This window comes from Shinella sp. OV683, from assembly GCF_057787725.1.
This window is the reverse complement of sequence record NZ_CM173543.1, coordinates 3559081-3579778: the sequence shown is the minus strand read 5'-3', so window position 1 is coordinate 3579778 and position 20698 is coordinate 3559081. Positions and strand designations below refer to the sequence as shown.

At 60.3% G+C, this 20698-nt stretch carries 22 protein-coding genes; 5 read left to right on the top strand and 17 right to left on the bottom strand.

The genetic code is table 11. The features are described from left to right. Positions 1–248: 248 nt before the first annotated feature. From ACXHRN_RS17315 to ACXHRN_RS17305, 3 genes are all read right to left on the bottom strand, one after another. Positions 249–1013, bottom strand: coding sequence for a hypothetical protein (locus ACXHRN_RS17315; RefSeq protein ID WP_488637555.1), 765 nt, complete (start codon positions 1011–1013; stop codon positions 249–251). 123 nt (positions 1014–1136) lie between these two features. Beyond that, positions 1137–1565: a DUF4864 domain-containing protein gene (locus ACXHRN_RS17310; RefSeq protein WP_488637554.1), complete on the bottom strand. Its 429-nt coding sequence runs from the start codon at positions 1563–1565 to the stop codon at positions 1137–1139. A 189-nt stretch (positions 1566–1754) separates the two neighbouring features. Beyond that, positions 1755–2750 (bottom strand): aldo/keto reductase, encoded by a 996-nt coding sequence (locus ACXHRN_RS17305; protein ID WP_488637553.1) that lies wholly within the window; start codon positions 2748–2750, stop codon positions 1755–1757. A gap of 120 nt (positions 2751–2870) precedes the next feature. Here ACXHRN_RS17305 and ACXHRN_RS17300 point away from each other — a divergent pair, with 120 nt between their 5' ends. Then, positions 2871–3929, top strand: coding sequence for a DMT family transporter (locus ACXHRN_RS17300; RefSeq protein WP_488637552.1), 1059 nt, complete (start codon positions 2871–2873; stop codon positions 3927–3929). Between the two features lie 47 nt (positions 3930–3976). On the opposite strand, the gene ACXHRN_RS17295 is transcribed toward ACXHRN_RS17300, so the two are convergent. From ACXHRN_RS17295 to ACXHRN_RS17280, 4 genes are all read right to left on the bottom strand, one after another. After that, positions 3977–4327, bottom strand: coding sequence for a hypothetical protein (locus ACXHRN_RS17295; RefSeq protein ID WP_488637551.1), 351 nt, complete (start codon positions 4325–4327; stop codon positions 3977–3979). A gap of 300 nt (positions 4328–4627) precedes the next feature. Continuing rightward, positions 4628–4858 (bottom strand): hypothetical protein, encoded by a 231-nt coding sequence (locus ACXHRN_RS17290; protein ID WP_488637550.1) that lies wholly within the window; start codon positions 4856–4858, stop codon positions 4628–4630. A gap of 207 nt (positions 4859–5065) precedes the next feature. Next, positions 5066–5725, bottom strand: coding sequence for a DUF899 domain-containing protein (locus ACXHRN_RS17285; protein ID WP_488637549.1), 660 nt, complete (start codon positions 5723–5725; stop codon positions 5066–5068). Beyond that, positions 5718–6350, bottom strand: coding sequence for a TetR/AcrR family transcriptional regulator (locus ACXHRN_RS17280; protein ID WP_488637548.1), 633 nt, complete (start codon positions 6348–6350; stop codon positions 5718–5720). The genes ACXHRN_RS17285 and ACXHRN_RS17280 overlap by 8 nt, the downstream gene beginning before the upstream one ends. 166 nt (positions 6351–6516) lie before the next feature. Between ACXHRN_RS17280 and ACXHRN_RS17275 the strand changes: the two genes are divergently transcribed. Next, positions 6517–7722, top strand: a complete 1206-nt coding sequence (locus ACXHRN_RS17275; protein ID WP_488637547.1) for an MFS transporter — start codon at positions 6517–6519, stop codon at positions 7720–7722. Here the strand turns inward: ACXHRN_RS17275 and ACXHRN_RS17270 are convergent, their stop codons facing one another. Together ACXHRN_RS17270 and ACXHRN_RS17265 are read right to left on the bottom strand one after the other, a co-directional pair. Beyond that, a complete protein-coding gene (locus ACXHRN_RS17270) occupies positions 7723–8502 on the bottom strand; it encodes an SDR family NAD(P)-dependent oxidoreductase (protein WP_488637546.1) in 780 nt (259 codons plus the stop codon). Positions 8503–8608: 106 nt separating this feature from the next. After that, positions 8609–9502: an AraC family transcriptional regulator gene (locus ACXHRN_RS17265; protein WP_488637545.1), complete on the bottom strand. Its 894-nt coding sequence runs from the start codon at positions 9500–9502 to the stop codon at positions 8609–8611. Positions 9503–9665: 163 nt separating this feature from the next. Here ACXHRN_RS17265 and ACXHRN_RS17260 point away from each other — a divergent pair, with 163 nt between their 5' ends. Further along, positions 9666–10631: an SDR family NAD(P)-dependent oxidoreductase gene (locus ACXHRN_RS17260; RefSeq protein ID WP_488637544.1), complete on the top strand. Its 966-nt coding sequence runs from the start codon at positions 9666–9668 to the stop codon at positions 10629–10631. Positions 10632–10724: 93 nt separating this feature from the next. Here the strand turns inward: ACXHRN_RS17260 and ACXHRN_RS17255 are convergent, their stop codons facing one another. From ACXHRN_RS17255 to ACXHRN_RS17220, 8 genes are all read right to left on the bottom strand, one after another. Continuing rightward, positions 10725–11888, bottom strand: a complete 1164-nt coding sequence (locus tag ACXHRN_RS17255; protein WP_488637543.1) for a cytochrome-c peroxidase — start codon at positions 11886–11888, stop codon at positions 10725–10727. 121 nt (positions 11889–12009) lie between these two features. Further along, positions 12010–12594 carry a carboxymuconolactone decarboxylase family protein gene (locus ACXHRN_RS17250; protein ID WP_488637542.1) on the bottom strand — a complete coding sequence of 195 codons (585 nt, stop codon included), beginning with the start codon at positions 12592–12594 and terminating at the stop codon, positions 12010–12012. Between the two features lie 21 nt (positions 12595–12615). Beyond that, positions 12616–13566, bottom strand: coding sequence for a dipeptide ABC transporter ATP-binding protein (locus ACXHRN_RS17245; RefSeq protein WP_488637541.1), 951 nt, complete (start codon positions 13564–13566; stop codon positions 12616–12618). After that, a complete protein-coding gene (locus tag ACXHRN_RS17240) occupies positions 13563–14564 on the bottom strand; it encodes an ABC transporter ATP-binding protein (RefSeq protein WP_488637540.1) in 1002 nt (333 codons plus the stop codon). Before ACXHRN_RS17240 ends, ACXHRN_RS17245 begins: the two co-directional genes overlap by 4 nt. Next, positions 14551–15132, bottom strand: a complete 582-nt coding sequence (locus ACXHRN_RS17235; RefSeq protein WP_488637539.1) for a hypothetical protein — start codon at positions 15130–15132, stop codon at positions 14551–14553. The genes ACXHRN_RS17240 and ACXHRN_RS17235 overlap by 14 nt, the downstream gene beginning before the upstream one ends. Further along, on the bottom strand, positions 15129–16037 hold the full coding sequence (locus tag ACXHRN_RS17230) for an ABC transporter permease subunit (RefSeq protein ID WP_488637538.1): 909 nt from the start codon (positions 16035–16037) through the stop codon (positions 15129–15131). The genes ACXHRN_RS17235 and ACXHRN_RS17230 overlap by 4 nt, the downstream gene beginning before the upstream one ends. Positions 16038–16039: 2 nt before the next feature. Beyond that, complete coding sequence (locus ACXHRN_RS17225; protein ID WP_488637537.1) at positions 16040–17044, bottom strand: ABC transporter permease subunit; 1005 nt, start codon at positions 17042–17044, stop codon at positions 16040–16042. Between the two features lie 50 nt (positions 17045–17094). Further along, positions 17095–18687 carry an ABC transporter substrate-binding protein gene (locus ACXHRN_RS17220; protein WP_488637536.1) on the bottom strand — a complete coding sequence of 531 codons (1593 nt, stop codon included), beginning with the start codon at positions 18685–18687 and terminating at the stop codon, positions 17095–17097. Between the two features lie 302 nt (positions 18688–18989). Between ACXHRN_RS17220 and ACXHRN_RS17215 the strand changes: the two genes are divergently transcribed. After that, a complete protein-coding gene (locus ACXHRN_RS17215; RefSeq protein ID WP_488637535.1) occupies positions 18990–19394 on the top strand; it encodes a hypothetical protein in 405 nt (134 codons plus the stop codon). Between the two features lie 255 nt (positions 19395–19649). Beyond that, positions 19650–20663, top strand: a complete 1014-nt coding sequence (locus ACXHRN_RS17210) for an asparaginase (RefSeq protein ID WP_488637534.1) — start codon at positions 19650–19652, stop codon at positions 20661–20663. The last annotated feature ends 35 nt before the right edge of the window (positions 20664–20698 follow it).

Sequence of the window (20698 nt, the reverse complement as noted above, 5' to 3'; positions counted from 1 at the left end):
GCGTCACACACTGTTGGACCTTACCATCGCTGCAGGATTGAGTCGTGGGTGCCTCACGACCATTGCGGAACGCTGCTGACGAAGCCATCACCTCGGTGCGACCCTACAAGCAGCCCTGGAAACACGCCGACGCCATCGCCTGGATGCTGGATCGGCAGGGTCGTTTCGACCGGTCGCTGCTGCGGGAGTTTGTGTCCAGCCTGGAAATGACGGCGAGGAATCATGCTGAGGTGAGGGGTTGGCAGCAGTCAGGTTGGCTCTATTGCCTCAGTGAAGTCCCGATCATCTTGAGAAGGCAGCGTAATGCCCTCGGCCTTCAGGAATTGGCGACTTATGGCGACATTGGTCAAAGTCAACGCAAAGAGATCGACGAGGTAGATGACCAAGATGAAAATTGAGGTCACGATATTTATGTTGCCGTCGTCCGCAAACACCAAAGCCTTCGGTGCCCTGCCGAAGGCAGATTGAAGGATACCGAATATTAGCCTCAAAAAGATATTGACGAAGGCAACGAGCGCGAGCCGCCACGCCAGCGGAATAAAGACTTTCCCGCTACGACGAAGCGCATCTGTAAATCCCGTGCTCATGTCGAAAACTGTCGCGGCAAGCCATGTGCCCAAAAAGGCCAAAGCCAAGGGCAGGGTCACGAGCTGAACGAAATGACTTACAGCGAAGTCACTGGATAGCCTCGGCATATCCTCTGGCGCTGACAGTACCAAAGCGATTGGCGGTAGCAGTGCGATCACCATGATGGCAAGATACTTCAAACCATACCGCCAAAATCGCGCCCAGGGTGCCGGCCATGCGCGGATTGCAGCGGCAAACGGCATGCCGAAAGAGGCGGAGGCCAAGATGAGAAACGACAGCACCAAAAGGAGGACAACATCGAACAGGCTGTTGATTTCCGAGGGCATGCCGATCTCTGTGAGCGCCTCAAATGCAAGAAGCAACAGGCCGGCGCCTGCGAAGTAACGGAAATTCTGCTTGAATATCAGTTTGCTCGCTAAATACATCTAAATGCCTTGACGCTGAAAATTTCAGCCTCAGGCTTAGCTATTGTAAAGGCGGGTGTCCATGCACATCGGGCGTTGATGTCGAAGTTGAGGGACACAGCAGATGAGCTCGTCAGTCCCCCCTCAGATCGCCTTGCTCACCATATCCGGCAGGATCAGCACGCCCTCGATCTTGTAGCTGCCATCGGGTTGGCGGGCCATTTTGTAGATGGCTTTCCAGTTCTTGCCGTCTTGGCCGGTAATCGTCACTTCGTGCAGGATCATGGCGCCGTCGGCGATCGATTTGCTGCGGCCGAAGGCATAGTTGCCGGGGCGATAGACCGGCTGATAGCTCTTCTTGACCATGGCGAAGAAGGCTGCTTTGTCGGGATAACGCGCCTTGATGCCGGGCGCTGCAAATGAATAGGCGGTCTCGGCATCGTCCTTGAGGAAGGCATCGATCTGCTGCTCGATCACATGTCTTGAAATGTCGATCGGATCCTCGGCGCGCACGGGCGTCGAGGCGAGAAGGCAGGCGGTGAAAGCAATCGTGATGGCAGGCACTGCGCGCATGGCAAACCCTCCGCATTCGTCCGGCTACTTCAAAGTGCCACAGCGACCTTTGCGCGTCTTTGAAGATGCGCGGCGCTGTAGAGCCGGATGTTTCTGTCGCTTCCTTCAATACGCAGCGGCGGGGCGGCCGGGCCACTTCAGGCGAAAATTTTCCGCCAAGGCCAGGCCGCAGCAAGCATATCCGGTCGGTCAGCGATTGATAATCGCCATCATCGGCTCGCCGTAACGCGGGCCAGACACTTTTCCCGGTGCCAGCGCATCATCAAGCTCGGCCACCTGCTCGGCGCTGAGCGAGATTGCCACCGCGGCGACATTCTCCTCGAGATACTTGCGGCGCTTGGTGCCGGGAATCGGCGCGATGTCATCGCCCTTGTGCAGGATCCAGGCCAGCGCGACCTGTCCCGGCTTGGCGCCTATGCTGGAGGCGATGTCGCGCACCACTTCTGCCGCCTTGACATTGGCGTCGTAGTTCTCGCCCTGGTAGCGCGGATCGCCGCGGCGGAAATCACCTTCCGGATAGTCCTCGGCCCGCTTGACCTCGCCGGTCAGGAAGCCGCGCCCGAGCGGGCTGAAGGGCACGAGGCTAATGCCGAGTTCGCGGAGCGCAGGCAGCACATCCTCTTCGAGGTTGCGTTCCCACAGCGAATACTCGCTCTGCACCGCCGAGACCGGGAATTCGGCATGCGCGCGGCGGATATTGGCAACGCCCGCCTCCGACAGGCCGAAATACTTGACCTTGCCTTCGCGCACGAGATCGCCCACCGTGCCGGCAACCTCTTCCATCGGCACGTCGGGATCGACGCGATGCTGGTAAAGGAGATCGATATGGTCGGTCGCCAGCCGCTTCAGGCTGCCTTCGACCGCCTTGCGGATGGTCTTCGGCCGGCTGTCGAGCTCGGTGCCAATCTGCCTGCCGTCCTCCAGGCGAAAGCCGAATTTGGTCGCCAGGACCACTTCACCGCGGCGTCCCTTCAGTGCGCGGCCGAGCAGGTCCTCGTTGGTGTAGGGTCCGTAGACTTCGGCAGTATCGAAGAAGTTGCAGCCGAGCTCGATGGCGCGGTTGAGCGTTGCGATCGACTCGACCTCGTCGGCCGGACCGTAGGATTGGCTCATGCCCATGCAGCCAAGCCCGATTGCGGAGACTTCCAGACCCTGTTTACCCAGTTTGCGCGTGCTCAATGTCATCGTCGGCCTCTTTCCTGTCGATTCAGTTATCCCAGTCTATGCCCATAGGCCCTGCACGAATAGCCCTGATGTTTTCGCATATCGCTTCCTGCGGGCCATGCGATGTTGTAATGCTGGTTCATGACAAACAATCATGCCCATCTCTGGCCCGGTGTGCCGCTCGCTCTGGCGTCGGCAGTTTTGTTCGGCGCATCGGCGCCGCTGTCAAAGCTGTTGATGGGGTCGATCGATCCCTGGCTTCTGGCAGGCATCCTCTATCTGGGGGCAGGGGTTGGGCTGGCGATCGTGCATTGGGGGCGGCCGTTGATCGGCCTGCCCAACGTCGAGGCGCCGCTGCAAAGATCGGATCTGCCCTGGCTGGCGGCGGTGGTGGTGTTCGGCGGCATGCTGGGGCCGCTGCTGCTGATGCTCGGCCTGTCGCTGACATCGGCGTCTTCCGGCTCGCTGCTGCTCAATCTCGAAGGTCTGGCGACGATGGCGATCGCCTGGATCGTCTTCCGCGAGAATGTCGATCGGCGGCTGCTGGTCGGGGCCGCCGCCATCCTCGCCGGGGCAATCCTGCTGTCGTGGAATGGTCAGGCGCTGCGGCTCGACGCCGGCGGGCTGTTCATCGCCGCTGCCTGCCTTTGCTGGGGTATCGACAACAACCTGACGCGAAAATTGTCGTCGGCCGATCCGGTGCAGATATCGATGATCAAGGGGTTGGTGGCCGGCAGCGTCAATTTCGCGATTGCGCTCGCGCTCGGCGCGTCACTGCCAAGCCTTGGCCTTATTGGCGCAGGCGCGCTAGTCGGCTTCCTGGGCATCGGCGTCAGCCTGGCAATGTTCATTGTCGCGCTGCGTCATCTGGGTACGGCGCGTACAGGCGCTTACTACTCGCTCGCCCCGTTTATCGGCGCGTTGCTGGCCGTGGCATTGCTGGGTGAGTCGTTGACCGCCAGGTTGGCTCTGGCTGGCGCATTGATGGCGGTCGGCCTGTGGCTGCATCTGACCGAGCGGCATTCGCACACCCACGACCACGAGGAAATGGAGCACGAGCACAGCCATGTCCACGATGCGCATCACCAGCATGCCCATGACGGCCTTGTGACCGAGCCGCATTCACATTGGCATCGGCACGAGAAGATGACGCATCGGCACGCGCATTATCCGGACATGCACCATCGGCATGACCATTGAAAACCCGCCGGCTTTGCACCGGCGGGGTAAACACGCTTTGAGGCCCCTTACATCGCAGCCGGGCTTTCCTCATGCTTCTTCTTGGACGCCTTTTCCTTCTTCGGCTTGGCCTCGACAATTATCTGTTCCGGAAGCGCTTCCTCGACAGCGGCTTCTTCCGTGTCGTCCTTGCTCACCGGGTCCAGCCGATGCTTGATGGCGAGCGCATAGATGACCTGCAGGATCGTGCCGTCCTTGACGTCCGGATCAGAAAGCGCCAGCAGCGACGCCTTGACGATCTTCTTGCTGGTCGCCTTCGGGCATTCTGCCTTGACATGCTTGTAAAGCGCCACGTCGGACAGGCCTGCCGTCGCACCGGCAATCAGCACTTCGTAGAGTTTCTTGATCTTGTCGGTCACCGCGGTGTCTCCATAATAATTGTGAATCAATGCAATTTTCTCGAAAGATGTCATTTCACTGTCATAATCAAGCGCTGGCCAGCATTGATTTGAGCGGCGCGAGCAGAAAATATCGCCGGGAGCAATCCTGTCCCGGGCAGATGCCCAATTGTGGGAGCTTTTCTACCGAGATTCAACAGGCGGGAGAATGATTTTCGGAGTGGTGTCTGCGGCTGCCCGATTGCTCGCCGCATTCTCTATAGTCAATGACGGCGCGTCTCTGGAGATCGTCAAAAGCCGGTATAATACGCCGGCTTTCTCTCACGCGACGTCTGACGGCCTGTCTTGCCTGTCGAGCGCCGAAATGAGCTGGTTGGGGTCGCGAATTCCGTGGCGATAAAGATGGATGAGGGCGCGCGCGAGCTTCCTGGCCTCCGCATCATCCTCGATGAGCATCCGGCGAACGCTGATCGTGTTGAAGGCCTGTTGCAGCGCCTCCATGTCCCGCTGATCGAACATCCCGATATCCTGTCCGTCCCGATGGTATTTCATGCCTACCTCCACTTCAATCCCGCCGGAGGCTGTCGTGTGCGACGGGATTGTGAACTGGTCCGACTGCTCATGAACTGCGCTTCATGAACGCATATCACAGATTGAAGTCTTTGGCATGCAACTTAATTGCGTCATCGAGCCTGATTGTGAAATCGGCTTTCCCCACAGCGAAGCACGGGATTAGCGCGCAAGACGAGCAACGACGGCTCAGGCCGCGACATATTCATCGTGGCGCCGCCACCAGCGATAGGGCGGAGTCTGCGGTGTGCCTTCGGGCGACACTTCCCATTCTTCCTGCCGCCCCATCGGCGTAAGATCGAGGAAGGACCAGACCGTGCCCAGCATCTCGACACCGCGGCTCGTGGTGAAATAGGTGCGGTAGATCTTGCCGTCCTGACGGAAAAATACATTCAGGCCAAAGCCGCCCTGGACGACGTCGAAATCCGAATTGAATTCCTGGCCGGTCGAATAGAACGGCAGGTCCCAGTCCAGGCGCTTCTTGAGCGCTTCGATTTCGTCGATCGGCGCTCGCGCAACCAGCGCCAGCGTCGTGTCGCGCTGATTGAGATGGATCATGTTGCCGACATTGTCGGTGAACATGCAGCAGCCAGGGCAGGGTGCGGGATCCTGCGGCTTGAGCATGTGATGATAGACGATCAGCTGCTTGCGCCCGTCGAACAGGCCTTCAAGATCGGTCTTGCCATTGGGACCTTCGAAAACATAGTCCTTCTCGACCAGTTGCCACGGCTGGCGCCGGCGCTCGGCTGCAAGCGCATCGCGGGCGCGCGACAGCTCCTTTTCCTTGGCAATGAAGGCATTGTGGGCAGCGAGCCATTCGGCGGGCTTCAGGATTTGAGGTTCATGCATCTTCTCTCTCCCTTTTCAATTCCAGCGGTTGGCGTTGAAACAATTGCGCGACATAGCGGCTGAGGTGATCGATGCTGTCTGCGGCGACATCAGCGTTCCCTTTCGCCTTGGCAAGAATGAAGGCGCCCTGGATCACGGCTTGGGTGTGCAGCGCCAGGCTTTCCGCCGTCCATTCTGCATCGGGCGCATAGCGCCGACGAGCCTCGACGAAATCTTCCCTCAGCGTGAAGACGTGACCGGCCATGCTGGTGTCGCAGGCAATGCGGATCGCCGGATTGGTCTCATAGACTTCCTGCACCATGGTGCCCAGCAGGCAAGTGAACTCGGCAAGCGTGCCGCGCAGCAGCGCCTTGCGGAAATCGATATAGCCGAGCAGCCGATCAGCGGGATCGGCGTGGTTGTGGTAATCCGCCTCACGAAACAGGGCGCCGGTGACTTCAGACCAGTGCTCCGCGGCGGCAATCGCCACCTCTTCCTTGGAGCCGAAATGATGGAAGAACCCGCCTTTTGTCAGGCCGGCAGCGGCGCAGATATCCTCAACCCTCGTCGACGCATAGCCCTTGAGGCGAAAGACATCGGTCGCGGCCTTGAGAATTCGCGTGCGGGAATCCGTTTTTGCGTCCATCTGCGCGGTTCCTCACTTTCATATCCAGCATACCGACTGGTCGGTTTGTCGTCAATATCGAATATTCTAAGATGCATTCGTGGCCGTGATCGGCGTCATCAATTGAATTCATTTGAAAGTTAGAGCTGCGGCTTGAATATAGACTTTTACGACCCGGCTCGATTCCATGCTCTCCGCATTTCTCGTCATTCTTCGCAATCCGTCTCTTCGCGTCGCCACGCTGGCACTGTTTATCAGCGGTATGACCGGCGGCGCCACGCTGCCATACCTTTCCGTCGTCGGTATCCGAGAGTTCCATCTCAGCGACCAGTCGCTATCGCTGCTGTTGTTCCTCATCGCGCTCGCCAACCTGATCTATGGCGTGACGGTGGCGGTGTTTTCCGATCTGATCGTCGACCGCAAGCCGTTGCTGCTCAGTGTCCTGCTTGCCGGCATCGTCGGCTTTGGGCTGATCTATCTGCTGCCGGACATCAGGATCTTCGCCTTCTGCGCCATCCTGCTCGTGCCGCTTTCCAATTCCAGCTACTCGCTAGGCTTTGCCACCATCCGCTCGCTCAGCAATAGGCTTGCAGCCAACGAGGCGCGTGCCATCACCTCCGTCGTGCGGGCGATCTTCTCGGGTTCATGGATCCTGGTGCCGGGTCTCGTGGCGCTGTGGATCTCGACCTCGCCGAGCATGCTGGGCGCCTGGGGCTTTTCGGCGATCGCCTGCCTCGCAGGCTTCCTGGTGATCCTTGCCTTCATGCCGCCAATCCGCAGCGAACCGGGAAAGAACGTGGAGCGATTGTCGTTCTTCGCCTCGCTCAAGCTGGCCACCACGCCCGTCATGCTGATGCGCGTCACCTCGATGTCGCTGGTGACCGCCGCGACGCGACTGATCGCCATCATCCAGCCCTTGATCATCACCGGCCGCGCCGGCGGCACGCTGATCGATGTCGGCATCGTCGCCGGCAGCTGTGCGGCGCTGGAAATCCCCTTCATGCTGATCTGGGGCAGCCTGCTGAAGCGGCTGAGCGTGTTGCAGGCGCTGGCGGTCGGTTCGCTGATCTATACGGTATTCATGGGTCTGCTGAGCTTTGCCAGCCAACCCTGGCATATCTATCTGCTGCTGATCCCCAATGCGTTCGGGGTCGCCGCGATCCTGTCGCTGCCGCTTACCTATTTCCAGGATCTCTGGCTCGACAAGCCCGGCTTGGGCACATCGCTCAACCAGATGACGTCATTCATGTCTGCCGGCATGAGCGCACTCGCCTTTGCGGTCGGCGCCCATCTGTTCGGCTATTCCGATACTGCCTGGCTCGGTGTCGTCATGGCGCTGGCTGGCGTGGCGGGTCTCGTATTTCTCGAGAGACGCCACACTGTTACCGCCTAGCTAGGGCATCATCTGGCCGCCGTTGACGTCGATCATCTGGCCGGTGATGTAGCCGGACAGCGCATCCGAGGCGAGGAACAGATAGGTGCCGACGCAATCTTCAGCGGTGCCGACGCGGCCGAGCGGGACTGCCTTGGCGACTGTGTCCGCTTGTCCCGGCAGCGCATAGCGATCCTGGAACGGGGTCGCGATATAGCCAGGCGCCACCGAATTGACGCGGATGCCATATTTCCCGAGTTCCAGCGCCAGCCCTTTGCTTACCGCCGCCACAAAAGCCTTGGACGAACCATAAGGCCCAGAACCTGCCGTGCCGCCGGTGCGGGCGGCAATCGAGGTGGTGTTGATAATGAAGCCGCCCTGCTTCTTGAGATGCGGAATGGCTGCGGTGGTGGTCGAAAACACCGAACGACCATTGAGATCCATGACGGCGTCGTAATGCTCGTCGGTCATCTCCTCGTAGGTGAGGCGTGCGACCATGCCGCCGGCATTGTTGATCAAACCATCGAGCTTGCCGAACGCCTTGGCGGCTTCCTCAACCACCCGAACCATATCGGATGATATGGTCGCATCGCCCTTGAGCAGCACGACGCTGCCGCCGGCATCCTCGATCTCCTTGGCAACCGCATGCGCCGCCTCGGTGCTGGAATTGTAATGCAGGCCGACCATGGCGCCCTGCGCAGCAAAACCCCGCGCGAGCGCTGCACCGATACCGGTCGAAGCACCGGTGATCAAAACCGCCTTGCCGGCGAGATCGGGAATTGTCAAAGCGGATGCGGCCATGGAGGCCTCCTGACGGTTCAAAAAGTGTGGAACGATTGCGCCTAGGCCTATCGGACGGTGGTAGCGCTGTCCAGTGCGTTAGTATGGGATCATTCGGCGGCGGAAGTCAGATCGGCGCGATCTCGCCCACGCCCTCGCGCAACCGAGCGGCGTCGCGCGCTGGTGGAATGCCGAACAGACGGGAATATTCACGGCTGAACTGCGACGCGCTTTCGTAACCCACGGCATAGGCTGCGCGGGCCGCATCGGCGTTGGTCGCCAGCAGGCGGCGCGCGGCATGAAGCCGAAGCGTCTTCTGATACTGCAGGGGGCTCATCGCGGTCGCGGCCCTGAAGTGCCGGTGAAAGGACGGCACGCTCATGCCGGCCATGTCGGCAAGCGTCTCGGTGCGCACCGTCTGTTGGAAGTGTTGGCTTATCCAGTCGATGGCGCGCCTTACCTGTGACAGCCGGCTTTCCTCGCGTCCGATCTGGCGGAGCATGGGGCCGTGCGCGCTCTGTAACAGGCGGTAGAGCACCTCGCGTTCTCGCGCTGCGGCGAGGACGGGAATGTCGCCGGGCATGTCGAGCAAGGCGAGGAGGTGATCCCACGCCTCAAGCAGTTCGGGTGTGACCGGAGCTACACCAAAGCCGGAGACAGGAGCGGTGGTGGCAGCAGGGGCGAGATCGGCCAGCAGCGTAGTGAGCACACCGCGATCGAGCGCCAGTCCCGCCGATACGTAAGGCTTGTCCGTCTCCGCTTCGACCACGCAACCGGTCGCCGGCAGACCGAGCGAGATCATGAAACAGCTGGCGGCATCGTAACGCAACAAGCGGTCGCCGATCAGCACCTGCTTTGCGCCTTGCAACACCAGACAGATCGTTGGCTCGTATAGCGTCACCATCGGCATGCCGCACTGTCGCGAGACGCCCAGGCCGATGCGCGGCAACGGCGTCTCCAGACGTATTCCATCGGTATGGCGCAGTACGCGGCGGCACATGCTGTCGAGAAGTTCCTGCATGACCTGAATAATTGTGCATTGCGGGAGCCGGCGCAAGGCCATTGATCGGATCAGGCAAGGAATCGAGACGATTGGGCGCGGATTTCGATCATCCTCGAACCATATCTGGCAAACCGGCGGGCATCCGCTGCCGGCAGCGTCTCCATCAATCGAGGACATTATCATGACAAATCAATTTGGTGCGACATCGACCACTGACGAGGTGCTTGCGGGCGTGGACCTCGGCGGCAAGCGCGTGCTCGTGACAGGCGCTTCGGCGGGGCTCGGCGTCGAGACCGCCCGGGCGCTGGCGGCCCACGGGGCCGATGTCGTCGGCGCCGCTCGGGATCTCGCCAAGGCCGAACGTGCCACGGCCGGGGTACGCGAAGCCGCCAAGGCGGGTGGCGGCAGTTTCGAGTTGATCGACCTCGACCTCGCCTCGCTCGACAGCGTCCGCGCCAGCGCCAGTCAGTTGTTGGCGGATGGTCGCCCGTTCGACATCGTCATCGCGAATGCCGGCGTGATGGCGCCGCCCCTGGGGCGCACATCCGACGGATTCGAAACCCAGTTCGGCACCAATCATCTCGGCCACTTCGTCCTGGTGAACCGCATTGCCTCGCTGATCAAAGATGGCGGGCGGTTCGTGAATCTGTCGTCGGCGGGCCACCGCTTCGCCGACATCGACCTGGACGACCCCAACTTTGAGCGGACTGCCTACGATCCATGGGTCGGCTACGGTCGGTCGAAAACAGCCAACGTCCTGTTCGCGATCGAATTCGACCGCCGGCATCGCGGTCGCGGCGTGCGCGCATGTGCCTTGATGCCGGGAGCCATCCGCACCGAACTCGGCCGGCATATGAGCCAGGCGGACGAAGAGGCGTTCATCGGCTCGATCAACGCCGCCAACGCGGAGGCCGGCCTGCCGCCGTTCGAGTTCAAGACGATCCCTCAGGGCGCCGCGACATCGGTATGGGCGGCGGCCGTCGCTGATGCAGACGCGGTAGGCGGACGCTATTGCGAAGATTGCCATGTCGCAGAGGTCACGGAAGGCGAAGGCATTCGAGGTGGCGTGCGGTCTTATGCCCTGGACCCGGAACGGGCCAAACTGCTTTGGGCGAAGAGCGAGGAACTCGTGGGCGAGCGCTTCTGAGCACCGCTGGTAGCGGGCGCGATTTTGGTCGCGCCCGCTGTACACGTCCGATAGCGGTAATCGATTTGTGTCTTATAGCCCGATATCGGGCTTCTATTTCCCGATCAAATGCTCGTATTTCTTGTCCGTCAGCGTCTTCAGGAACGCCACCAGTGCGTCGACGCGCTTGTCGTCCAGGCCCGGTCCGGTCTCCAGCTTGTCCTTGGCGAGGTTATCGGAGATTTCGGGATCGGCCCAGCGCTGGCCAGTTTCGGCGTTGATCTGGCGGCTTTTCTTCTTGGAATTATATTTGTTGTAGAACAGGATAACGGTGCGCAGGTCGTTGAAGACGCCGTTGTGCATGTAGGGTCCGGTGACCGCGACATTCCTCAGGCTCGGCACCTTGAACTTGCCGCGCTCCAGTGGATCGCCGTTGACGAGCGGATTGCCGGCAAGGCCGACATCGACAAAGTCCGGCTTGGAGCCATTGCTCTTGCGCACATCCGTGTTGGCCGGCACGCCGATGTTGAAATATTTGTGCGACGAGAAGGTCGAGGTTTCAAGGCGGCCGTCGGCACCCTTCAGGTCATGGCAGAGATTGCAGTTGGTGAACTGCGTCGAGAAAAACAGAGTCCGTCCCAACTCTTCCTGCTCGGTGAACTTTTCCTCGCCGCGCAGATAGCGGTCATAACGGGAATCGAAGGGCGAGAATTCCGGTGTGCGTTCGAAAGCCGCGATGGCCTGCGTGGTGGCACGGAAGGTTTTGTCGGAATCCTCCAACACCCCGGCACCGAACAGTTTGTCGAAGGCTGCCACGTAAGCAGGGTTCTCATGAATGCGGGCCGATATCTCCTTGTCGTCCGTCATGCCCATCTCGATCGGGTTGAGCGGCGGCCCGGCGGCCTGCTCCTCCAGACCGCTGGCACGGCCATCCCAGAACTGCCCGCCGACATAGAGCCCGGTGGCATCCTTGTGAAAGGGTGGCGTCAGCGCCGCATAGCTGGCGGTCGGCGCATTGCGGTCGCCAAAGGATTTGCCGTTGTCGCCCAGCGAAACGGCATTGCCCTTGTGGACGTCGTGACGGTCGGCGAAGCCGATCTCCGGCATATGGCAGGTCGAGCAGGCCTGGGTGCGGTTCTGCGACAGGTTCTTGTCGTGGAACAGGGCTTTGCCCAATGCCTCCTTGGTTGGATAGACGTCGGAGCCGGCAAGGCCGATGCCTGCGAGAGCAACAAGCGAGGTAGCTGCGATACAAACAGTAGTGAGAACAAGGCGCATGGCGGTACTTCGAAATCGTGCCGGGCGGACGCAAAATATGTCTACCACCCTCAAGTTTTGGCACTTCTATACACCAGTCCTGAGCAGAGGAAAGATCAATTTTGCCATGCGACGATTGCGCTCAGATCGGCTTGCCGACTGTCATCGCTTCACGGAATGCCGCGTCGTCGCTGATATAGACCGGCTCCGGGCCGGCACCGACAGCGTCGAAGAACCGACTGACGAAGGAGCGGAAGGCGGCGCAGAGCGCGATATCGCAGATCTGCTGGTCTGAAAAGCCGACGGCGCGCAACCTGTCGATATCCGCCTGCACGATGGACGCTGCATCCCTGGTGATCTTTTCCGCATAAGCAAGCATCTCGACATCCCGCTCGGAGAGGCCGGCATTGCGGAAATCGCGCTGGACGGCGAGCACCGCCTCGGGAGATCCCAGTTCGTCGACGAGTTGCTTGCCATAGACATGGGAGCAATAGGTGGAGGGGATGTCACGGGCGCAAATCAGCGTAATCAGTTTCCATTCGCGCATGCCGAGCGAAAAACCAGCGCGGATTTTGTCGTTGAAATCGGTGTAGATGGGCAGCAGGTCGGGCCGCGTGGTGAAGCACTTGGTGGCTTCCATCACGAAACCTTGAGCGTCCAGTTGCTTTTGATAGATCTCACCGACCCGGCCGTTGCCTTCAGTCTCCGCGATGGTCTTCAAGAACATGCGCTGATCTCCCCTGCAAGGTCAGAGAGGATGATAGCAATAAAACCTGTGATCACCTATCGCGGTCTGTTCCGGGAAGGCCTGCCGGCAGATGTCGGTGGCATGGGCGCAGCGTGGATTGAATGGACAGCCCGGCGGCGGATTGAGCGGTGACGGCAACTCGCCCTTGAGCTCGATGCGGGCCTTCTTGCGCGTCGGATCGGCGATCGGGGTCGCCGACAACAGGGCTGCGGTGTAGGGGTGGCGCGGATGCGCGAAGACATCCTCGACGGGGCCGATTTCCACTGGCTTGCCGAGATACATGACCAGCACGTCGTCAGCGATGTGGCGGACGACCGAAAGCCCATGCGAGATGAAGAGATAGGCAAGTCCCATCTCTTTCTGCAGGTCCATCAGCAGGTTCAGCACCTGCGCCTGGATCGACAAGTCGAGCGCCGAGACAGGCTCGTCGAGCACCAGAACCTTCGGATTGAGCATCAGCGCACGGGCGATGGCGATGCGCTGGCGCTGGCCGCCGGAGAACATATGCGGGTAGCGATCGTAATGCTCGGGCCTGAGGCCAACCTTGGCAAGCATCTCCATCGCCTTCCGGCGCCGGGTCGCGGCGTCGTCCGGCATGTTGATCTTCAGCGGTTCCTCGAGGATCGTGCCGATCTTCTGGCGTGGATTGAGCGAACCATAGGGATTCTGGAAGACGATCTGTACCGTGGAGCGGTGAACCTTGTCCTGCGGATCGGCTGGCCGGCCCTCGATCAGCAGATCGCCGTTGGTGGGATGCTCGATCATGGTGACGAGCCGGGCGAGCGTCGACTTGCCGCAACCGGATTCGCCCACCACGGCCAGCGTTTTGCCGGGCTGCAGGCTGAAGCTCAGGCCATTCAATGCCTTGACGGTCGCGGGCTTGGAAAACAATCCGCCGCCGACCTCATAGAAGCGCTTGAGATCGGTGCCTTCGATAATGGCCTGGCTCATGCCATCTCTCCCTGAAATGCGGGATGATTGGTCGGCTTGCCTGCCTTGAGCGGATAGTTGCAAAGCGCATTACCATACTCCGCACCCTGCCGCTGAACACTCTGACGACAGAGGTCGGTGACAAAGGCGCAGCGCGGCGAGAAAAGACAGCCTGTCGGACGATCGCGCTGACCCGGCACAACGCCGGCGATCGACGGAAGCCGGCCACCGGCCATGGCGCGTTCTGGCAATGCGGCGAGCAATGCCGCGGTATAGGGATGATGCGGATCGGTGAAGAGGTCGATGACGCCCTGTTCTTCGACCTTCTGGCCGGCATACTGGACCTGGACGCGCTCGGCGGTCTCGGCGACGACGCCCATGTCGTGGGTGATCAGCACCAGCCCCATCCCCTCTTCCTGCTGCAGCCGGATGAGAAGATCGAGAATTTGCGCCTGGATCGTCACGTCCAGCGCTGTGGTTGGTTCGTCGGCGATTAGGAGCTTGGGATTGCAGGCCAGCGCCATGGCGATCATCACGCGCTGGCTCATGCCGCCGGACATCTGGTGTGGAAAGTTTCCGAGGCGGCTTTCCGGCGAGGGAATGCCGACCTTCTTAAGCAGCTCGACGGCCCGCGCGCGCCGCTGCTTCTTGTCGAGGTCGAGATGCGCCTTCAGCGCCTCCTCGATCTGGAAACCGACGGTGAAACAGGGATTGAGCGATGTCATCGGCTCCTGGAAGATCATCGCCATGTCCTTGCCGATAATCTGGCGACGGTCACTGGGCGACATGGTCTGCAGGTCGCGGCCGTCAAATGCCATCTTGTCGGCAGTGATGATCGCCGTCCACGGCAGCAGGCCCATGACAGCGAGCATGGCGACCGATTTACCCGAGCCAGATTCGCCGACGATTGCGAGAATCTCGCCCTTGTCGCAGCTCAACGAGACGCCGTCGACAGCCCGGAACAGGCCGGACGTGGTCTCGAACTCGACAGTCAGGTTGCTGATTTCAAGCAGGGCCATGCACAAGCTCCAGACGATTGACATGGGAGGGCAGGCGGGGCGTGATCAATTCCTCATGATAACCCACCGAGTAGCGACCGATGCCCAGGGCTCGGTCCCGCTGGCGGGCCAGCGCCAATGCATCGCGATCGCTGCGGGCAGGTACGGCATGGTTGGCCAGTTGGGTTTTCACAGGTTCGCCTTCGGCTATCCGCATCAGGCATTTGGCGTTGCCGCCGAGGAACTGTTGCGCCGACAGCATCGCTGCCGTCCAAAGGATAAGCGTGACGGCGATGACGAACACACGGCGCGCGCGCACCAGGCCAATCGCCCGCTCCAGGATTTCCGTGGCGTCGTGGCCCCGTTCGATGCGAGACCGCGCCTGCTGCATCAGGCTGACATAGGCACTCGCCGAGCGGGACAGGGACGAATGGCTTCGTAGTCCGTTGGCAAGCACAGGCGTCGAAAGGTGCAGGTCGTTCGGCTGGTATTTGCCGAACCAGACCGCCCATGCCGTGAACGCAAACCCCGCACCAACTGCGAGGCCGCCGTAAAGACTGGAAAAGTCGAGCGAACAGATCATCGTCACGACCTCTTCAGCTTGGGATCGAGCGCGTCGCGCAGGCCATCGCCCATCAGGTTGATGGCAAGCACAGTTATCAGAATCGCAAGACCGGGGTAAGTCACGACCCAAGGTGCACGCAGAATGAATTCGCGGGCGGTCGCCAGCATCGTGCCCCATTCCGGCGTCGGCGGCTGGGCGCCAAGCCCAAGAAAGCCGAGCGCTGCGGCTTCGAGGATGGCGTTGGAGAACGACAGCGTTCCCTGCACGATCAGCGGCGCCAGACAGTTCGGCAGAATGGTCAGGAACATCAGCCTGAGATTGCCGGCACCCGCGACCTTGGAGGCGGTGACATATTCACGGCCTTTCTCCGCCATGACGGCAGCACGAACGAGCCGGGCAAAATGCGGCACCAGCACCAGCGAGATGGCCAGCATGGCGTTGAACAGGCTCGGGCCGAGGATCGTCACCATTACCAGCGCTAGCAGCAGCGACGGAAAGGCAAGGATGATGTCCATGATCCGGGTGACGGCGACATCGACCCAGCCACGGAAGAAGCCGGCGACAAGGCCAAGCGTAATGCCGCCGATCAGCGACAGCGTCACAACCACGGCGCCGATCAGCAGTGAAAACTGCGCGCCATACAACAGGCGCGACAGCATATCGCGTCCGACAGGGTCAGTTCCGAGAATGAACTTCCACTGGCCGCCTTCGTGCCAGACCGGCGGCACCAGAAAGGCATCGCGATACTGCGCGTCAGGTGCATGCGGTGCGAGCACAGGTGCGAGCATGGCTGCAAGCACCATCAGGCAAAAGACCACCAGCCCGATCACCGCGCCGTGGTTCATTGAGAAGTAGTACCAGAATTCGCTCAGGCGCGGGAAGCGCGCCCGCTTTGTCACTGCAAGTGTTTCGATTTCGACCGTGCTCATGGCTACCCTCGCATGCGTGGGTTGATGACGGCGTAGAGCACGTCGACGATGAGGTTGACCGACATGACGATCAGCGCGATCAGCAACAAGCCGCTTTGGACGACGACATAATCGCGCTTGAAGATGGAATCGACCATCCACTTGCCGATGCCGGGCCAGGAGAAGATGGTTTCCGTCAGGATCGCACCCGCCATCAGCACGCCGATCTGCAAGCCGATGGTGGTGATGACCGGGATCAAAGCATTGCGCAGGGCATGCACGCCGATGATCCGGAATGTCGACAGCCCCTTGGCACGCGCGGTACGGATATAGTCCTCGCCGAGCACTTCAAGCATGGCGGATCGCGTCTGCCGTGCTACCACGGCAAGCGGAATGGTGCCGAGAACGATAGCCGGCAGGATCATGTATTTGACGGCGGAGACGAAGGCGTCCCACTTGCCGTAAAGCAGCGTGTCGATCAGCATGAAGCCGGTGATCGGGCGAAAGAAGAACTGCAGCCCGATACGCCCCGAGACCGGCGTCCAGCCGAGATAGCCGGAGAAAAAGATGATCAGCAGCAGGCCCCACCAGAAGATCGGCATGGAGTAGCCGACAAGGGCGGTGCCCATGATCAGCTGGTCCGGCCATGAGCCGCGCTTGGCAGCGGCGAGCACGCCGGCCGGAATGCCGATGACGACGGCCAGCAGCATGGCAACAATAGACAGCTCGATCGTCGCCGGAAACAGCGTCAGGAACTCGTTCATGACGGGTTGCTTGGTCGAGATCGAGATGCCGAAATCGCCCTGCAATATCTCGCCGAGATAGCGCAGATATTGCTGCCAGATGGGCAGGTTGAAGCCGAATTGCTCCTTGAGGATCTCGTAGCGCTCGGGCGTGACGCCATGCTCTCCCGCCATGGCGAGAATCGGATCGCCCGGAAGCAGACGCACAAACGCGAACGCACAGATGGTGATGCCGAACACTGTCGGCACGAACAACAGTAGCTTGTGAAGGATATAGCGTATCATCGCGGAAACCAGAACCGGGCGGCGGCAAATGCCACCGCCCGAATTCCATGTTACTCAGCCTTGTCCGTGCCGTCAAACCGGTGAATACCGAGCGGGTCCATCATGAAGCCGCTGACATTCTTGCGGGTTACTGCATAGACCTGGCTGTGGTCGAGCGTGAAGGCAGGCGCCTCGCGCTTGAAGATGACCTGAGCCTCTTCATAGAGCTTGGTGCGTTCGGCCATGTCGCTGGTGACCTTGGCCTTCTGGATCAGATCCTCGAAGTCCTTGTTGCACCAGCTCGAATAGTTCGAAACGCCGATAGCGGCACATGAGAACAAGGTTGCAAAGAAATTGTCCGGATCGCCGTTGTCGCCGGTCCAGCCGATCTGGAATGCGCCCGGGCGGTCCTTCTTCTTGCCTTCTTCGCGGTACTTGGTCCATTCGAGCGTCTTGATCGTCGCCTTGACGCCAACCGCTGCCCAATCCTGCTGGATCAGTTCGGCGGCGCGGGCAAAGCTCGGATTGTACGGACGGAAGCGGTCAGAAGCCCAGAGATCGATGGAGGTGACGTTGTTGGCGGCGAGCACCTTCTTTGCTTCTTCAGGATTGTATTCGTCGTCCTTGACGTCCTTGTTGTAGGACCACATGGTCGGCGGGATCAGGTTGACGGCAGGCGTGGCGCCAGCATCGCCGAACAGGGCTTCGATCATGGACTTCTTGTTGATCGCCATGTTCAGCGCCTTGCGGACTTCGACCTTGTCGAATGGCGGCTGGGTGGTGTTGTAGGACATGTAGCCGATGTTGAGGCCGGCCTGCTCAAGCAGGTTGACGTCCGCATTGGCCTTCAGCGCCTTGATGTCGGCCGGGTTCGGGTAAGGCATGATATCGCATTCGCCGGCGATCACCTTCTGCATGCGAGCGCTTGCATCGGGGGTGATGGCGAAGATCAGGTCGTCGATCTTTTCCTTGCCGCGCCAGAAATCCGGGAATGCAGCGTAGCGAATGACCGAATCGAGCTGGTAGTCGACGAACTGGAACGGACCGGTACCGACCGGCTGGCTTGCGAACTTCTCCGGCGTACCGTCTGCCATCAGCTTGTCGGCATATTCCTTCGACACGATCGACGCGAAGTCCATGCCGAGGTTGGCCAGCATCGGCGCATTCGGCTCGGTCAGCGTCATCTTGACCGTGAGGTCATCGACCTTCTCGATCGACTTGAGATATTTCGGCATGTCCATGCCCTGGAAGTAATCCCAGGTGATGTTGGGCATGTAGGTATGCCACTTGTTGTCTTCCTTCCACTGACGTTCGAAGGAGAAGATCACGTCGTCGGCGTTCAATTCGCGCGTCGGCGTGAAATAGGGCGTCGTCTGGAACTTCACGCCCTTGCGCAGCTTGAACGTGTAGGTCAGGCCGTCGTCGGAAATCGTCCAGCTCTCGGCAAGGCCAGGCTCCAGCTCGGTCGAGCCGTGCTTGAATTCAACGAGGCGGCTGTAGACGGTACGCGACGAGGCGTCGAAATCATTGCCGCCGGTCGTGATCGATGGGTCAAAGTTCGCCGGCGATGCTTCGGAGCAGTAAACGAGCGTCTTGGCGGAGGCCGAGAACGCGAAAGTGGACGCAATGGCAGTGGCTGCCAGCAGTATAGCGAGCTTTTTCATGATTTTTCCCCAGTTTATTCCGCGCCGGCTTCTCTACCGGCCCGGTTGTGCCGAATGGACCGCATTTGATGCCGAAATGCAATATGCGGCAGGAGAAATATTTTCCAAAAGGTCAAAACCGTGGAATGGCTTGTAACAAAATAGACATTCCACGAACAAAAATGACTGCGGATGTACAAAATCGACTGTGGACAACCAAAATCCGATTCCGTTTTTTCCGGAACGGGGCTATTGCGGAGACCAACACCCTCCCAACCCGCCCGAGTCCGGGTTTTCCGGCTCCAAAAAGGAATGTTCCAGGCATGAATTTCCGCTCGCTCCTTATTGCCGGCATGGCTATGACCGTTGCCGGCTGCACCACGACTGCCGGCCTCTCCGGTGACGCCCTCTCCTCCCGCTGGGTGGGCACCGAAGCCGGCAAGTTCTTTGCAGCCTATGGTCCGCCGGTATCGGATGAGGAAAGCGGTTCGAGCACAACTTATGTCTGGCGCGGCGGCTACAAAACACGCCGTACGCCTGCCCAATACGAAGGCGAAGGCAAGGGCAAGAAGCTCATCGCCCGCGCCAAGACCGAGTACCTGGTCTGCCAGGTCCGCCTGACCGTCGGCTCCGACTACATGATCCGCTCGATCACCAAGGTCGTCGACAAGCCAGCCGGCAAGGACGGCGCGAGCTGGTGCGAACAGGTGCTCGACGCCGCAAAATAACGCCATTGCCAATATATGTTCTGAAAAATCCGCCGGCAAAACCGGCGGATTTTTTTGTCTGGTTGCGACAACGACAGGCCAATCCGTCCGAGGGCCGGTACCTTGATGCCGGGATGGGCAAGATCTACTGCCGCCATCAAGGCGCTTAGCGAGCCGCATGATGTGTTGATTTCCCCTCAGTATTTTGCGATGGCCTGTTGGGACATCCAAAGGCCGAAGTTTTCCGATACATTCGGGCCGATTGAAGGAAAAATCATGTCAAATCCGGTTCTTGTCGAAGTCACGCGCGGCAATCGCGTCGAAAGCCGCCACAGCGGGTCGGTCGTCGTGGTCGACGCCGCGGGCAAGACGGTGTTTTCCGTCGGCGATATCGACAGTCCGGTATTTCCCCGCTCGGCCTGCAAGGCGATGCAGGCTTTGCCGCTGGTCGAGAGTGGCGCTGCGGATGCCTATGGTTTCGGCCAGAAGGAATTGGCGCTGTCGTCGAGTTCGCATTCCGGCGAGCCGGAACATGCTGATCTGGCAGCCTCGATGCTGAAGGCCGCCGGACGCAGTGTGGCCGATCTCGAATGCGGCGCACATTGGTCCTTCGAACAGAAGGTGCTGAACAACCAGGCACGCACGCTCGAACGACCGACCGCCCTCCACAACAATTGCTCCGGCAAGCACGCCGGCTTCGTCTGTGCGGCATGCCAGATGGGTCAGGACCCGAAGGGCTACGTCAATTACGAGCATCCGCTGCAGGCGGAAATCCGCGATATCATGTCCGACCTGACTGGCAGCCTGTTCGATCGCAACAATTGCGGCATCGACGGCTGCTCGATCCCCACCTATGCCGTACCTTTGAGGGCGCTGGCACACGGTTTTGCTAAAATGGGAACCGGGCAGGGGATCGGCACCGAGCGCGCCAAGGCGTCCAAACGCATTATCGAGGCCTGCATGGCCGAGCCCTTCTATGTCGCCGGCACCGGTCGCGCCTGCACCAGGCTGATGCAGTTGGCACCCGGCCGGATCTTTGCCAAAACCGGCGCAGAGGGTGTGTTCTGCGCCGTCCTGCCGGAGCTCGGCTATTCGATCGCACTCAAATGCGATGACGGTGCCACGCGTGCGGCCGAAAGCATGGTCGCGGGCGTCCTGGCACGATTCTTCGCAAATGACCCGGCGATTCAGGCACAACTCCTGGATATGGCCAATCATACAATGCGCAACTGGAATGGTATCGAGGTTGGCAGGGTGTTGATAACCGAGGCTCTCTCTGTGTCAAACTGAGGCAAAAACACCTGAAATCCCGTTTCGGTGCAAGG

What these genes read in the sequence shown, in the direction of transcription:
- ACXHRN_RS17315 (WP_488637555.1), bottom strand. Translation starts at nt 1,013, where the DNA reads ATGTATTTAGCGAGCAAACTGATATTCAAGCAGAATTTCCGTTACTTC.
- ACXHRN_RS17310 (WP_488637554.1), bottom strand. Translation starts at nt 1,565, where the DNA reads ATGCGCGCAGTGCCTGCCATCACGATTGCTTTCACCGCCTGCCTTCTC.
- ACXHRN_RS17305 (WP_488637553.1), bottom strand. Translation starts at nt 2,750, where the DNA reads ATGACATTGAGCACGCGCAAACTGGGTAAACAGGGTCTGGAAGTCTCC.
- ACXHRN_RS17300 (WP_488637552.1), top strand. Translation starts at nt 2,871, where the DNA reads ATGACAAACAATCATGCCCATCTCTGGCCCGGTGTGCCGCTCGCTCTG.
- ACXHRN_RS17290 (WP_488637550.1), bottom strand. Translation starts at nt 4,858, where the DNA reads ATGAAATACCATCGGGACGGACAGGATATCGGGATGTTCGATCAGCGG.
- ACXHRN_RS17285 (WP_488637549.1), bottom strand. Translation starts at nt 5,725, where the DNA reads ATGCATGAACCTCAAATCCTGAAGCCCGCCGAATGGCTCGCTGCCCAC.
- ACXHRN_RS17280 (WP_488637548.1), bottom strand. Translation starts at nt 6,350, where the DNA reads ATGGACGCAAAAACGGATTCCCGCACGCGAATTCTCAAGGCCGCGACC.
- ACXHRN_RS17275 (WP_488637547.1), top strand. Translation starts at nt 6,517, where the DNA reads ATGCTCTCCGCATTTCTCGTCATTCTTCGCAATCCGTCTCTTCGCGTC.
- ACXHRN_RS17270 (WP_488637546.1), bottom strand. Translation starts at nt 8,502, where the DNA reads ATGGCCGCATCCGCTTTGACAATTCCCGATCTCGCCGGCAAGGCGGTT.
- ACXHRN_RS17265 (WP_488637545.1), bottom strand. Translation starts at nt 9,502, where the DNA reads ATGCAGGAACTTCTCGACAGCATGTGCCGCCGCGTACTGCGCCATACC.
- ACXHRN_RS17260 (WP_488637544.1), top strand. Translation starts at nt 9,666, where the DNA reads ATGACAAATCAATTTGGTGCGACATCGACCACTGACGAGGTGCTTGCG.
- ACXHRN_RS17255 (WP_488637543.1), bottom strand. Translation starts at nt 11,888, where the DNA reads ATGCGCCTTGTTCTCACTACTGTTTGTATCGCAGCTACCTCGCTTGTT.
- ACXHRN_RS17250 (WP_488637542.1), bottom strand. Translation starts at nt 12,594, where the DNA reads ATGTTCTTGAAGACCATCGCGGAGACTGAAGGCAACGGCCGGGTCGGT.
- ACXHRN_RS17245 (WP_488637541.1), bottom strand. Translation starts at nt 13,566, where the DNA reads ATGAGCCAGGCCATTATCGAAGGCACCGATCTCAAGCGCTTCTATGAG.
- ACXHRN_RS17240 (WP_488637540.1), bottom strand. Translation starts at nt 14,564, where the DNA reads ATGGCCCTGCTTGAAATCAGCAACCTGACTGTCGAGTTCGAGACCACG.
- ACXHRN_RS17230 (WP_488637538.1), bottom strand. Translation starts at nt 16,037, where the DNA reads ATGAGCACGGTCGAAATCGAAACACTTGCAGTGACAAAGCGGGCGCGC.
- ACXHRN_RS17225 (WP_488637537.1), bottom strand. Translation starts at nt 17,044, where the DNA reads ATGATACGCTATATCCTTCACAAGCTACTGTTGTTCGTGCCGACAGTG.
- ACXHRN_RS17220 (WP_488637536.1), bottom strand. Translation starts at nt 18,687, where the DNA reads ATGAAAAAGCTCGCTATACTGCTGGCAGCCACTGCCATTGCGTCCACT.
- ACXHRN_RS17215 (WP_488637535.1), top strand. Translation starts at nt 18,990, where the DNA reads ATGAATTTCCGCTCGCTCCTTATTGCCGGCATGGCTATGACCGTTGCC.
- ACXHRN_RS17210 (WP_488637534.1), top strand. Translation starts at nt 19,650, where the DNA reads ATGTCAAATCCGGTTCTTGTCGAAGTCACGCGCGGCAATCGCGTCGAA.